At 56.6% G+C, this 14084-nt stretch carries 12 protein-coding genes; 3 read left to right on the top strand and 9 right to left on the bottom strand.

Annotation, left to right across the window (positions count from 1 at the left end):
• Positions 1 to 3: 3 nt before the first annotated feature.
• The 3 genes from zwf to eda are packed head-to-tail and all read left to right on the top strand — an operon-like array spanning position 4 to position 3955.
• Positions 4 to 1458, top strand: a complete 1455-nt coding sequence (gene zwf / locus J7413_RS12360) for a glucose-6-phosphate dehydrogenase (protein WP_209098618.1) — start codon at positions 4 to 6, stop codon at positions 1456 to 1458.
• A 35-nt stretch (positions 1459 to 1493) separates the two neighbouring features.
• Positions 1494 to 3308 carry a phosphogluconate dehydratase gene (gene edd / locus J7413_RS12365; protein WP_209098620.1) on the top strand — a complete coding sequence of 605 codons (1815 nt, stop codon included), beginning with the start codon at positions 1494 to 1496 and terminating at the stop codon, positions 3306 to 3308.
• Positions 3308 to 3955, top strand: coding sequence for a bifunctional 4-hydroxy-2-oxoglutarate aldolase/2-dehydro-3-deoxy-phosphogluconate aldolase (gene eda, locus J7413_RS12370; RefSeq protein ID WP_209098622.1), 648 nt, complete (start codon positions 3308 to 3310; stop codon positions 3953 to 3955). Before edd ends, eda begins: the two co-directional genes overlap by 1 nt.
• A 5-nt stretch (positions 3956 to 3960) precedes the next feature.
• Here eda and J7413_RS12375 read toward each other — a convergent pair whose 3' ends face one another.
• The 9 genes from J7413_RS12375 to J7413_RS12415 all read right to left on the bottom strand — a co-directional run bounded on the left by J7413_RS12375 (position 3961) and on the right by J7413_RS12415 (position 13910).
• Complete coding sequence (locus J7413_RS12375; RefSeq protein WP_247743504.1) at positions 3961 to 5349, bottom strand: MATE family efflux transporter; 1389 nt, start codon at positions 5347 to 5349, stop codon at positions 3961 to 3963.
• 3 nt (positions 5350 to 5352) lie between these two features.
• Positions 5353 to 7308 (bottom strand): cation:proton antiporter, encoded by a 1956-nt coding sequence (locus J7413_RS12380; RefSeq protein ID WP_209098624.1) that lies wholly within the window; start codon positions 7306 to 7308, stop codon positions 5353 to 5355.
• Positions 7305 to 7907, bottom strand: a complete 603-nt coding sequence (locus J7413_RS12385; protein ID WP_209098626.1) for an NAD(P)H-dependent oxidoreductase — start codon at positions 7905 to 7907, stop codon at positions 7305 to 7307. Before J7413_RS12385 ends, J7413_RS12380 begins: the two co-directional genes overlap by 4 nt.
• 156 nt (positions 7908 to 8063) lie before the next feature.
• Positions 8064 to 9287 carry an NADH:ubiquinone reductase (Na(+)-transporting) subunit F gene (gene nqrF / locus J7413_RS12390; protein ID WP_209098628.1) on the bottom strand — a complete coding sequence of 408 codons (1224 nt, stop codon included), beginning with the start codon at positions 9285 to 9287 and terminating at the stop codon, positions 8064 to 8066.
• 13 nt (positions 9288 to 9300) lie between these two features.
• The gene (gene nqrE, locus J7413_RS12395) at positions 9301 to 9909 is read right to left on the bottom strand and encodes an NADH:ubiquinone reductase (Na(+)-transporting) subunit E (protein ID WP_209098630.1); all 609 of its coding nucleotides are present in this window, start codon (positions 9907 to 9909) and stop codon (positions 9301 to 9303) included.
• Positions 9909 to 10562: an NADH:ubiquinone reductase (Na(+)-transporting) subunit D gene (locus tag J7413_RS12400; protein ID WP_209098631.1), complete on the bottom strand. Its 654-nt coding sequence runs from the start codon at positions 10560 to 10562 to the stop codon at positions 9909 to 9911. Before J7413_RS12400 ends, nqrE begins: the two co-directional genes overlap by 1 nt.
• On the bottom strand, positions 10562 to 11371 hold the full coding sequence (locus J7413_RS12405; RefSeq protein WP_209098632.1) for a Na(+)-translocating NADH-quinone reductase subunit C: 810 nt from the start codon (positions 11369 to 11371) through the stop codon (positions 10562 to 10564). Before J7413_RS12405 ends, J7413_RS12400 begins: the two co-directional genes overlap by 1 nt.
• Positions 11364 to 12563: an NADH:ubiquinone reductase (Na(+)-transporting) subunit B gene (locus J7413_RS12410; protein ID WP_209098633.1), complete on the bottom strand. Its 1200-nt coding sequence runs from the start codon at positions 12561 to 12563 to the stop codon at positions 11364 to 11366. Before J7413_RS12410 ends, J7413_RS12405 begins: the two co-directional genes overlap by 8 nt.
• A gap of 3 nt (positions 12564 to 12566) precedes the next feature.
• Positions 12567 to 13910 carry a Na(+)-translocating NADH-quinone reductase subunit A gene (locus J7413_RS12415; protein ID WP_209099130.1) on the bottom strand — a complete coding sequence of 448 codons (1344 nt, stop codon included), beginning with the start codon at positions 13908 to 13910 and terminating at the stop codon, positions 12567 to 12569.
• Positions 13911 to 14084 lie beyond the last annotated feature (174 nt).

A 14084-nucleotide genomic window follows, 5' to 3' on the forward strand; every position in this document is an offset into this window, starting at 1 on the left:
CAGATGGTCGCGCGCGTTATCCCGGTAGCTCCTTTCGATCTGGTGATCTTTGGGGCCACCGGTGATCTGGCCCGGCGCAAGATTTTGCCGGGTCTGTTTCACCGATTTCGCGCCGGTCAAATGCCCGAAGAAGCACGCATCATTGGCGCGGCGCGGTCCGACATGGACGACGCCGCGTTTCGTCGGCTGATCAAAGACGCCATCGAAGAGTTTGTCGATGAAAGCTTACGACCCGACGATACACTCGACGCTTTCTTAGAGCACCTCGCTTACTTTCATGTGGACGCCACCGGCGAGGACGGATGGCAAGACCTGAGTGAAAGCCTGCGCGAAGACACCATTCGCACTTTTTATCTCTCGGTCAGCCCATCCTTGTTCGGCGCAATTGCACAGCGTCTCAACCAACACAGCATCGCCACAGCGGACAGCCGCATCGTTGTTGAAAAACCCTTCGGCCACGATCTCAGCAGCGCCCAGGCCCTCAACAAAGACCTGCTGACGCATTTTGACGAACAGCAAATCTACCGCATTGATCATTACCTCGGCAAAGAAACTGTGCAGAACCTCATGGCGCTGCGCTTTGCCAACTCTCTGTTTGAACCGCTTTGGAACTCTACCCATATCGACCACGTTCAGATCACTGTGGCTGAAAGCATCGGTGTGGCCGGGCGTGGCGGGTACTATGATCAATCCGGCGCCATGCGGGACATGGTGCAGAACCATCTGATGCAGCTCTTGTGCCTGATCGCAATGGAGCCCCCTTCCAAATTCACGCCGAACTCGGTGCGAGACGAGAAGGTCAAAGTCATCGAGGCTCTTGAGCCTGTGGCGCTGAACGATATTGTGCGGGGCCAATATCTGGCGGGACGTGATGGTGACAGCTATCTTGAGGATGTCGAAAACCCCGACAGCCGCACTGAAAGCTTCATCGCGATGAAGTTGGCCGTCGGCAACTGGCGGTGGGCGGGCACTCCGTTTTATTTGCGCACAGGCAAACGGCTGCGGGATCGTTGTTCTGAAATCGCGGTGGTTTTCCGTGATCCACCCCACAACATTTTTCCAAACAAGATGGAGGGGCGCAAAGGCAACGCCCTGATCATCCGCCTGCAGCCTGACGAAGGCATCACCCTGCGCACCACCATCAAAGAGCCGGGCCCCGGCGGCATGCGCCTTACTGAAGTTGCGATGGATATGTCTTTTGCTGAGGCGCTCGGCCAAGACCTCATCTCCCAAGACGCCTACGAACGTCTGATCATGGACGTCATTCGCGGCGACCAGACATTGTTTATGCGGGGCGACGAAGTCGAAGCCGCCTGGGCTTGGGCAGACCCTCTGATCTCTGCCTGGCAAGACAGCAATCAGCGGCCGGTGCCTTACGACCCGGGCAGCTCTGGCCCAGAAGAAGCGCTGATGTTGATGCATCAAGGTGGGCGTCGCTGGCGCCCGGTCGGTAACTGAGGTCACATTGGCCCAACTTAGGAAGGATGGCTCCCATGCCGCTCCACCCAACTGTAGAGAAAGTCACCGAGCGTATCATCGCGCGCAGCAAAGCGCACCGCACCCCCTATCTTGAACGCATGGCCAATGCGGCCAGTCAGGGCCCCGCGCGTGCCCATCTCAGCTGCTCTGGCCAAGCCCATGCCTATGCGGGTGCTGGCGAAGATCAGTCAGCGCTCGCGACAGGCACCGCAGGCAACCTTGGCATCGTCACGGCTTACAATGACATGCTGTCCGCCCACCAGCCGTTTGAACGCTATCCAACACTGATCCGCGATGCCGCACGCGCAGCCGGTGGTACAGCCCAAGTGGCAGGTGGCGTGCCTGCCATGTGTGACGGCGTCACCCAAGGCGCGGCAGGCATGGAGCTGTCCCTCTTTTCCCGCGATGTGATCGCGCTTGCGGCAGGGGTTGCCCTCAGCCACAATACGTTTGATGCCTCGGTCTATCTCGGTGTCTGCGATAAAATTGTCCCCGGCCTTGTGATTGCGGCGCAGAGTTTCGGACATCTTCCTGCGGTATTCTTGCCTGCAGGCCCGATGACCTCCGGTATTTCCAACGACGACAAAGCCAAAGTGCGCCAACGCTTTGCCGCTGGGGAGGCTGACCGAGCAGAGCTGATGGCCTCAGAAATGGCTGCCTATCATGGGCCAGGCACTTGCACCTTCTATGGCACTGCAAACACCAACCAAATGTTGATGGAATTTATGGGGCTGCACCTGCCCGGCTCCAGTTTTGTGACCCCCAACACCGAATTGCGCGATGCCCTGACCGAAGAAGGCGCTCGCCGCGCCCTCTCGCTCTCGGCACTCGGCAACAACTACACCCCAACCTGCGATATTCTGGACGAAAAAGCCTTCGTAAACGGCATGATTGGCCTGAACGCCACGGGCGGCTCTACCAACCTTCTGATTCACCTCATCGCCATGGCGCGCGCTGGTGGTATCGTGCTGACATGGGAAGACTTTGCTGAACTCTCAGACGTAACGCCCCTTCTGGCGCGCGTCTATCCCAACGGCCTCGCAGATGTGAACCATTTCCACGCAGCTGGCGGTCTGGGGTATATGATTGGCGAACTGCTCTCAGCTGGACTCTTGCACGACGACACCAAAACCGTCGCTGGTGAGGGCCTTGAAAACTACACGCATGAGCCCAAGCTCATCGACGGTGCGCTCGTCTGGCAACCCGGTACAACGGTGTCGCTGAACGACAAAATCGTGCGCCCAGCCACAGATCCGTTCCAGCCAACAGGCGGTCTGGCCCGCCTCACCGGCAATCTTGGCACCTCGGTGATGAAAATCTCTGCCGTTGCGCCAGAACACCGCTTTGTCGAAGCCCCAGCCCGTGTGTTCCACGATCAGGACGAGGTGAAAGCGGCGTTCCAGGCAGGCGAATTGACAAAAGATGTGGTGATCGTTGTTCGCTTCCAGGGCCCCAAAGCCAACGGCATGCCCGAACTGCACAGCCTGACACCTCTGATGTCGATCATGCAGGGCAAGGGCCTCAAAGTTGCTTTTGTGACTGATGGGCGCATGTCTGGAGCCTCTGGAAAAATCCCTGCGGCCATTCACGTTTGCCCCGAAGCTCTGGATGGCGGCACCATCGCCAAGCTGCGCGACGGCGATATCGTCCGCGTCGATGCCGAGGCCGGCGTGCTTGAGGTGTTAACCAAAGGTGTAGAAGATCGCGCAGCGGCAAGCGCCGATCTCTCAGACTACCATGCAGGCACAGGCCGTGAGCTGTTTGGCATGTTCCGAAACGCTGTTGGCTCCGCCACAACCGGCGCCTCTGTTTTTGAAGGATCTTACTGATGACCATCACCCCCCAAGAGGCCAGCGCACGCGCGCAAGACATCTGTAATGCGGCGCCTATCGTACCAGTGCTGGTTGTCGAAGATGCCGCAAGCGCCAAGCCATTGGCCGAGGCACTGGTTGCTGGAGGCCTCCCGGCCCTCGAAGTCACGCTCCGCACCCCTGCCGCACTGGAGGTGATCCGTGCGATGGCTGAGGTGCCCGGTGGCATGGTTGGGGCGGGCACGTTGTTAACGCCAGAGGACGTGAAAGCAGCCAAAGCGGCGGGCGCAACCTTTGGCGTCTCTCCCGGAGCCACAGAAACGCTACTGGCCGCTTGTGAAGCCGAAGGGTTGCCGCTCTTGCCCGGCGCCGCATCCGCCAGCGAAGCCATGGCGTTGCTGGAGCGCGGCTATGACATGCTGAAGTTCTTTCCCGCAGAAGCCGCAGGAGGCGCAAAATTTCTTGGGTCCCTCGCCAGCCCTCTGCCGCAGATCTCTTTCTGCCCAACCGGCGGCGTGAACCCGAAGAATGCGCCGGACTACCTGTCGCTTCCCAATGTGGTTTGCGCAGGTGGCAGTTGGGTTGCCCCGTCCAAGCTGGTCAAAGCAGGTGCGTGGGATGAAATCGAAGCTTTGGCAAAAGAAGCCTCACAGCTCCCGCGCTAGCCCGTCTACCAGTTCCGACGGCCGCTCACATGGTGCAGCGTGCTTTCTTCCGCAAATGGATCAACCGGCGCAGGCACACTGAGCCGGTTGATGGTTTTTGAGGCCGCAATCAGACCAACAATCCCAAAGACGGCACCGCCAAAGGCTTGCCCAAGAAGAACGCCAGAGGCGCCCCAATACGCGCCGCCCAACAAGACAAAGGGGTAGGTCCCAAGCGTATGGCGCCCCCAATTCACGTAGGTCGAATAGATCGGATGACCGAGATTGTTGAAACAGGCGTTGCATACAAAAATCACACCGTTGAAGAACTGCAAAAGCGCCAAGGGGCCACAGAAAAGGAAGATCAGCGTTCGCATCTCTCCTTCCGCATCAAAAATATCGGCAATCGGCACGCGCAATACAAAGAGAACCGCAGCGGCCAACAGTGTATAAGCGCTCAGAAACTGCAGCCCGGCGCGCAGCGTGCCACGTACCCTGTCAAACTGGCTTGCGCCAAAGTTCTGTCCCACAATTGGTCCGATGGCCCCTGAGAGAGCAAACACCACCGCAAAGGCCACGGGCAACAACCGGCCAATGACAGCCATAGCGGCCACCGCATCTGTACCATAGCGCGCCATTTCACGCGTAACGATGGCAGTTCCCAAAGGCGACGCCACATTGGTCAGCACCGCAGGCCCCGCAATACCGCCAACCGCCTTTGCATCGCGCAAGAGCAATGCTGCCGCTGGTCGTGTATAGCCATTGTGAATGCGGATCACACACAAAAGCGCATAGGCGCACATCACGATCCGCGCGGTCACCGATGCATAGGCAGCACCGTTCAGTCCCAAGCCAAAGCCAAATATCAATAGCGGGTCGAGCGCGGCATTCACCACGCCGCCAAACACAGTCCCCATCATAGAGCGACGCGCATCACCATAGGCGCGCAAAACCGCCATGCTGGCCATGGCAATCCCCATCAAAGGCATGGTGGGTAGCACAATGCTGACATAGCGTTTGGCAAGCGCAAGGGTCTCCCCCTCAGCACCTAGCCAGGTGATGATCGGATTAAGTGCGTTCAAAACCCCTATCGGCACCAGAAGGCCAATCAACGCCACAACAACCGCCACCGATGTTGCGTATTCTCGTGCCAATTGCGACCGGTCAGCCCCAATGGCGCGCGCCACCAGCGAGCCCGCTGAAATCGATAACCCTATGTTTATGGCATTGGTGAAAAACAACAGTGTGCCCGCATAGCCCACCGCTGCCGCCAGCGCTTTGTTGCCCAACATCGAAATGAAAATCATATCGACGAAATCAACCGCAAAGATCGCCATGAGCCCCACCGAAGAGGTCAGCGACATGACAGTCACATGGCGCATCAAAGAGCCTTTCAGGAACACCGCTTTTGCCATGTCTCAGTCTTTCTCTTCCGGTGTATCCACCGCAATTTTCGCCGGTGGCGGCGTCCAGCCGTCGGCCCCCTCAATACCAAAGCCAGCCTTCGCCCCTTGAAGCTCTTCTTCCATCTGCGCATTCAGCTCTTTAGCAAGCGCGATGAAATCCTCGTTCTCGGATACAGGTACACCAGGTTTGTGCACAGATGCGGTGGCCACAAGCAATTGGCGGTCGGTTTTCTTGAACTTTTGCGCCAGCCTCTCAGCTTGGAATGGGTGTATGCCAAGCGCCTCATAGGCACTGCGCCCAGCACGCACAGCACTGTCAAAAGTTTCACGGATAATGTCATGCGCACCTGCCTGATAGAGATCATACACATGCGGCCGATCGTAAGCACGCGCCACGATATGCACATGCGAATGGTGGCGTGCCACATGCTCCGTCAGATGAGTCACTTGCTCTTTGCCGTCGATGGCGATGATCAACATCTTGGCGTCCTCAATCCCTGCAGCGTGCAGCAGATCAGCCCGCGTGCCATCCCCAAAGAAGACCTTCACATCAAATTTGCGCAATGCTTCCAGCTGTTTGGCGGAATAGTCCACCAACACCGGCTGCTCACCAATCTGGCGCAGCATCCGGGCCACAATGCCGCCAAAGCGCCCATAACCCACCACGATGATCTTGCTGCGATGATCAATCTCATCTGCCGCCTGCTCCTGTGCATCAATCAAACGCGGCAGTATCAGGCGCTCATATGCGATAAACAGTGCTGGGGTGAGCAACATCGACATCGCCACCACCAAGAGCGCGATCTGCGCAATGTCCTGAGGGATCACATTGTTGGCGACCGTGAAGCTCAGCAAAACAAATCCAAACTCGCCAGCCTGCGCCAATCCAAGTGTGAACAGCCAGCGGTCAGCACCAGCGAGTTTGAACACCCGCGCCAAGACATACAGCACGCCCGCCTTAAGCAGCATCACCCCAAGCGTGATCCCAACCACCAACACGAAGTTATCCGCCAAGAGACCGAAGTTGATCGCCGCGCCAACTGTCATGAAGAACAGCCCAAGCAGCAGGCCGCGAAACGGGTCGATGTCGCTTTCCAGTTCATGGCGATACTCACTGTTGGCAAGCACAACACCCGCCAAGAATGTGCCAAGCGCTGGCGACAGCCCCACAAGCGACATCAACAAGGCAATCCCCACCACAAGGGCCAGCGCCGTGGCGACAAACACCTCCCGCAGGTTCGCCATGGTGACGAACCGAAACAGCGGACGCGTCAGAACGCTACCGATAAAGCCAATCGAACCAACAGCTGCCAGTGTGATCAGGCCCACCTGCCATCCCGGCCGCCCTTCAACGAGGCTCATGCTGCCATGGTCATCGTGCCCGTCCTCGCCATGTGCATTCCCACCATGCGCTCCATGGCTGTCTGAGACCTGCGTGGCGTGCTCTGCCACCTCAGGCAACGCCAGAAGCGGCAACAGCGCGAGCATCGGGATTACCGCGATGTCCTGAAACAACAGCACTTGGAAAGAGCCCTGCCCGCCTTGGGACTGCATCAGGCCTTTCTCGTTCAAGGTCTGCAAAACAATCGCTGTGGACGACAGCGCAAACACCATGCCAATCGCCAACGAGACTGACCACTGAAGCCCAAATGCCATGGCAATCGCTGCGATCAAAATGGTTGTGACGCTTACCTGCATCCCCCCAAGGCCAAGCAGCCTCTGCCGCATGGCCCAGAGCATTTTGGGGTCAAGTTCTAACCCCACCAGAAAGAGCATCATCACAACGCCAAATTCAGCAAAATGCTGGATCTGGATGATGTCGACATTCAGCCATTGCAGGATCGGCGAAATCGCTATGCCTGCAATCAGATAGCCAAGCACGGACCCTAGACCAAGACGCGCCGCCAACGGCACCGCGATCACACCGGCAATCAGAAAAACCGTCACAAGCATCAAGAAGCCAGTCATCGGATCACCTCGTTCAAATCTTCGGCCTGAATAACATCACACGCGCCCGCCTTGGTCAGATCCACCTGATCATCGCGCAATGCGATCAACCAGCGTCGCCAGCCCTCTGCATGCGGGCTGAGCCCATGAGCCTCGCGTTTTGCCAATGCCCCATAGAGAACATAAGGCGGCAGAAACGTCATATGGCAAAGTCGAGCCGTCTGCTCCATCGGCGTGAGCAAGGTGCGCAGGGCAAATCCGTTGTATCCTTCAGCGCCATAGGCTTCCTCAGGTGCGCCGCATGTGATCCCCATGGACCAGATCTTGCCAGTTAATTTGTCACCTCCTGATCCATAGGCAAAGCCGTGCTCCAACACCAAGTCTTGCCACTCTTTGATAATGGAGGGCGTTGAATACCAAAACAGCGGGTACTGAAAGAGGATCGCATCACTGCGCAGCAATCGGGCCTGCTCGACTTCAACATCGATATCAAACCGGGGATAGGTCGCATAAAGGTCGACAAACTCAATGCCTTCCACCGCGTCAGTCGCAACATCCATCGCCTTGTTTGCCTCAGAATGTGGCGCGCCCGGATGTGCCTGATAGACCAATACCTTCATTCTTGTCTGCCCCCCGCTTGCCGATGTCTGACCACCTTGCCACCGCTTGATGCGAAGACCAAGCCAACAGACCAAGCTCAAACGCGAATTCAGTATCTTGCGTACAAAGAAAAACGCCGCCCAAGGGGCGGCGCTTCTATTCCGATTTGTCTTGGCTTACCCACCAAAGTCATCGAGCATGATGTCTTCGCGGTCCACACCCAGATCAAGCAACATGTTGATCACAGACTGGTTCATGATGGGCGGACCACACATGTAGAATTCACAGTCTTCCGGTGCCGGGTGGTTCTTCAGATACTCTTCAAACAGAACGTTGTGGATGAAGCCAGTGTAGCCTTTCCAGTCGTCCTCTGGCATCGCGTCAGACAGCGCAACATGCCATTCGAAGTTGTCAAACTCTTCAGCCAGCTTGTCGAAGTCCTCAACAAAGAACATCTCTTTCTTGGAACGCGCACCATACCAGAAGGTGATTTTACGATCACGATTTTCAAGGCGCTTGAGCTGGTCAAAGATGTGGCTCCGCATTGGGGCCATACCAGCACCACCGCCGATGAAGACCATCTCTTTTTGAGTGTCGCGGGCAAAGAACTCACCGAACGGACCAGAGATCGTCACCTTGTCACCTGGCTTCAGGTTAAAGATATAGCTGGACATCTGACCCGGAGGAATGCCCTGGCTGCCCGGAGGTGGCGATGCCACACGCACGTTCAGCATGATAAGGCCTTTTTCATCCGGGTAGTTCGCCATCGAGTAAGCACGTTCGATCGGTTCAGGCACCGTGGATTCATACTGCCACAGGTTAAACTTGTCCCAATCTTCGTGATATTCTTCCTGGATCGCGAAATCCTTGTAAGAGAGCTTGTGCGCCGGAGCCTCGATCTGAATGTAACCCCCTGCGCGGAAGTTCACATCTTCGCCTTCCGGCAATTCCAGAACGAGGTTCTTGATGAAGGTTGCGACGTTGTCGTTGGAGCGTACAGTACACTCCCACTTTTTCACGCCGAACACCTCTTCAGGTACTTCGATGTCCATGTCCTGCTTAACCGCAACCTGACAAGACAGGCGGTCACCACAAGAGGCCTCACGCTTGGTGATGTGGCTTTCTTCTGTCGGCAGGATAGAGCCACCGCCGGAATGCACACGCACACGACATTGCGCACATGTACCACCGCCACCACAGGCAGACGGCACAAACAGTTTCTGCTCCGCCAGCGTTTGCAGCAGTTTGCCACCCGCAGGCACAGAGATTGTTTTCTCACCGTTGATGGTAATGTTCACGTCACCAGTGGATACCAGCTTGGAACGCGCAGCCAAAATGATGGTTACAAGCGCCAGAACGATCAGCGTGAAGAGAATGACGCCAAGAGTAAATGTTTCCATGTTCTTTGCCTCTTCAGAGTTTCACGCCAGAGAAGGACATGAAGGCCAGCGCCATCAGACCCGCGGTAATGAAGGTGATCCCAAGACCCTGAAGACCATCAGGAATGTCAGAATACTTCAGCTTTTCGCGCACACCCGCCATCGCGGTGATCGCCAGTGCCCAACCAAAGCCGGAAGACAGACCATAGGTGGTCGCCTCAGCAATGTTGTAGTCGCGTTCCACCATGAACAGCGAACCACCAAGGATCGCGCAGTTCACCGTGATCAGCGGCAAGAACACACCCAGCGCGTTGTAAAGCGGTGGGAAGAACTTATCGAGCACCATCTCAAGGATCTGAACCATCGCCGCGATCACGCCGATGTAGCAGATCAGACCCAGGAAGGTCAGGTCCACATTCGGGAAGCCTGCCCATGCAAGCGCACCAGGCGCCAGCAGATAGGTCAGCAACAGGTTGTTGGTCGGCACGGTGATCGCCTGAACCAGCATCACCGAAATACCAAGGCCAAGCGCGGTAGAAATCTTCTTTGACACGGCGATAAAGGTACACATGCCAAGGAAGAAGGAGAGCGCGAGGTTCTCAACAAATACGGCCTTTACGGCCAGAGAGAGAAGCCCTTCCATTAGTGGCCCTCCACAACTTGAATTTTGTATTCACGTTCTTCGACCTGCTCTGGTTTCCAGGCGCGTACCGCCCAAATCAGCAAGCCGATGATGAAGAACGCAGAAGGTGGCAGAAGCAGCATGCCGTTGGGCACATACCAGCCACCATTGTTCACGGTTGGCAGGATGGTGATGCCAAACAGGCTGCCCGCACCAAACAGCTCGCGGATGAAGCCAACCACCAGCAACAGCGCACCATAGCCGATGCCGTTTCCGGCGCCGTCGATAAAGCTGTCGATTGGTGTGTTCTTCATGGCAAACGCTTCGGCGCGGCCCATCACGATACAGTTGGTGATGATCAGGCCCACAAACACCGACAGTGTTTTGGACACATCATAGGCGTAGGCTTTCAGCACCTGATCCACGATGATCACAAGCGATGCGATGATCACCATCTGCACGATGATCCGGATCGAGCCCGGGATCTGGTTGCGCAGAACCGAAATGAACATCGAGCTGAACGCGGTCACGGATGTCACCGCCAGCGCCATCACAAAGGCCACCTGCAGGGAGGATGTCACCGCCAGCGCGGAACAAATGCCAAGCACCTGAAGCGTGATCGGGTTGTTGTCGACCAACGGGTCGATCAGAAGGTCTCTCTTGGTTTGCGCCATCAGATCTCTCCCGCTTTGAGGTTTTCAAGGAATGGCGCGAAGCCCGCCTCGCCCATCCAGAAACGTACGAGGTTATCCACACCAACGGAGGTCAGCGTCGCACCAGCAAGCGCGTCTACATGAAAGTCTTGGCCTGCTGGCGGCACAGCTTTTGCAACTGTGATCTGGAGATCACCTGCATCATCCGCCAGTTTCTTGCCATTCCACATGGACTTCCAGCGTGGGTTGTCCACTTCCGCACCAAGACCAGGTGTTTCCGCGTGGCTGTAGAACTGCAGACCAAAGATATCGTTGCCGTTCTCTTCAAGCGCGATGAAGCCATAGAGCGTTGACCAGAGGCCATAGCCGTGAATTGGCAAGATCACCTTGTCCAGCGAACCATCGTCGTTGCGCAGCAGGTAAACTGTCACAAACTTGGACTGTCGCCCAATGCCCGCAGGGTCATCGCTCAGCGCCACAGACAGCTCAGGATCAGACGCTGCCGCGCGATCATCAAAAGTCGCCGCGTCAAATGCGTCAGAGAATTCTCCGGTTGCAAGCTCAAGCACCTGAGGTTCAAACACGCTGAAGCCTTCCAGCACATCCATCCCAGGTTCATAAAGACCGGCCACCTGCAGAACGTTGGCCTGTTTGTCTTTCAGCTTGTTCTGCTCCTGCAACGGACGCAGCGCGACCGAAACGGCAGACACGACCATAGAGGCCACAAGGCAGAGAGTTACAGCGATGAAAACGGTTTTGCCCACACTGTCGGGCGGGGCCGCCAAAAACCGTGCGATGGCCCCTTTGTTTTCGTTGGAAGCGTCAGGCATGTTGACGGGCCCTCCGTTTGATATTGGCCTGAACGACGAAGTAGTCGATCAGCGGCGCAAAGACGTTGCCGAATAGGATTGCGAGCATCATGCCTTCTGGGAAGGCCGGGTTGATCACACGGATCATCACCACCATGAAGCCGATAAGCGCACCATAGATGTAGCGCCCCACATTGGTGTGGCTGGCCGAAACGGGTTCGGTCACCATGAACACCATGCCAAAGGCAAAACCGCCCACAACAAAGTGCCAGTACCAAGGCATTGCAAACATCGGATTGGTGTCAGACCCGATCAGGTTCAGCAGAAGCGAGAAACCAACCATACCGCCCATGCAGCCCACAATCAGACGCCAGTTGGCGATCTTTGTGATCAGCAGGAAGGCCAGACCGATCAGACAGGCCAATGCCGAGGTCTCACCGATAGAGCCCTGAACGGTGCCGACAAAAGAGTTCATCCAGTTCATGCCATTGGCTGCCAGCTGTTCGTAACCTGCAGAGGCAGACACCGAAAGCGCGGTTGCACCGGAGAACCCATCAACCGGGGTCCAGATTGTGTCGCCGGACATATTGGCCGGATACGCAAAGTACAGGAACGCACGACCCGTCAAGGCCGGGTTCAGGAAGTTTTTGCCTGTGCCGCCAAAGACTTCTTTGCCAACAACAACACCGAAGGAAATGCCAAGCGCCACCTGCCAGAGAGGGGCAGACGGGGGCATGATCAGCGCAAACAACATCGAGCTTACGAGGAAGCCTTCGTTCACTTCGTGACCACGCACCGTGGCAAAGACCACTTCCCAAATACCGCCAACAACCAACGTGGTGAGATAAATCGGTAGGAAGTACAGCAGACCGTGGGCAAAGTTTGCCAGCGGATTGCTTGCATCAAAACCAATGCCCAGAGCAGACAGGATCACAGCGCGCCAGCCAGTTGGATCAAAAGTCTCATAGGCTGTGTTGACCTGAAGGCCCACATTGTAGAGGCCCATGATGATACATGGCACCGTTGCAAGCACCACGTAAGTCATGATCCGCTTCATATCCACGTAAGAACGTGCATGTGGTGCGGCAGTGGTTACTGTTTTTGGAGTGTAGAGAAAGCTCTCTACCATCTCATACATCGGGAAGAATTTCTCGTATTTGCCGCCCTTCGTAAAGTTCGGTTCAATACGATCAAAGAAACTACGCAATCCCATAAATCAGCCCTCCTTTTCGATCTTGGCTAGGCTGTCACGCAGCGCTTCGCCGTATTCGTATTTTGCCGGGCAGGAAAAACCCACCAGGCCGAGGTCCTCTTCATCCAGCTCAAGCGCACCCAGCTTTTGCGCTTCATCTGTGTCCATTACGAGCAGTGCCCGCAGCAGTTGAGTGGGCAGGAAGTCCTGCGGCATCAGCTGCTCAAATGTGCCAAGCGGTACCATTGCACGACGGCCACCATTCAGGTTGGACGTCAGCGGGTACAGCTTTTTGGAGAATGCAGATCCCAGAACCGGCAAGATCGAGAACTTGCTTGGCATCGGGCGAATCCAGCCCATTGGGATTTGTTTGTGGTCTTCTTCGATGATCGTGACCTGTCGCGCATAGCGCCCCAGGAAGGCCTCCACTTGCGAACCAGCGAAACCGCTCAGAATCGAACCAGACACCAGACGTACGGGCGCGTCACCTGCGATCTCGCCTTCGGTCAACTCAACCAGAGAGGCACCGTCAATTGTCCGCACCAGACGAGGCGATTTGCTCAGCGGGCCACACAGAGCAACCACACGAGACGAATCAATCTTGCCGGTTTCCAGCAGACGACCAATCGCAATCACATCGTGATATCCGATGGTCCAAACTGTCTTGGTCGCGCTTGGCGGCTCAAGGAAGTGCATGTGCGTTCCGGCCAGACCGGCAGGGTGCGGGCCAGAGAATGTCGCAACCGTCACACCGTTCGTGTCAGCGCCAGAGATCTGTGCACCTTGTGCATGACACAGGTAGGTTTTGCCTTCGGTGAGCTGCGTGATTGCCGCCAGACCTTTGGCAAAGGCGTCACCAGCATCCGCAATCACAACAGCCGGATCGCCAGCCAATGGCTCGGTGTCCATAGCGTTCACATAGATCGCGGCAGGTTGGCTATCCGTCGCGGGCACCTTGGAGTATGGGCGCGTACGGAAAGAGGTCCAAAGCCCTGCTGCGCAAAGGCGTTCCACCAAACCGTCACGTGTTGCCACATCTCCAACAGCGGAGAAATCCACCGGTTCTGCAGCGGTTGTATCCACCTCGATCTCAACGCTGAGAAGCACTCGGCGTGGACCACGGTTGATAGCCTTCACACGGCCAGACACAGGCGAAACAACTTTCGCCTCTGGTGAGTCTTTATGCGCCAAGATCGGCGCCCCTGCTGCCACTACATCGCCTTCTGCGACTGCGATACGTGGCTTCAATCCTATGTAGTCGGCCCCGAGGACTGCCACGGTTTTGACCGCTGCCCCCTCGTGTATTCCTTCGCCGGGAGCCCCGGTGACTGGAAGATTCAGGCCTTTTCGTAGCGCAAAATGCTGCACGCCAATGTCATCCTGTCGTTGCTGGTTAGTGTTGCGAATGTCGCGAATGATTGCGGCTGCGTATACGCGGAGTCTCGCCAAACAGCCAGCACAATTCGACTATTTTTCTATTGTTTCTCGTCCCTCAGAGCAATAGTGTGCCGCCGACAAAACAAAGCGCCCGTTTTGAACACT

Origin of the sequence: Shimia sp. R10_1 (genome assembly GCF_017744095.1) — a bacterium.
Classification (GTDB): Bacteria; Pseudomonadota; Alphaproteobacteria; order Rhodobacterales; family Rhodobacteraceae; genus Shimia.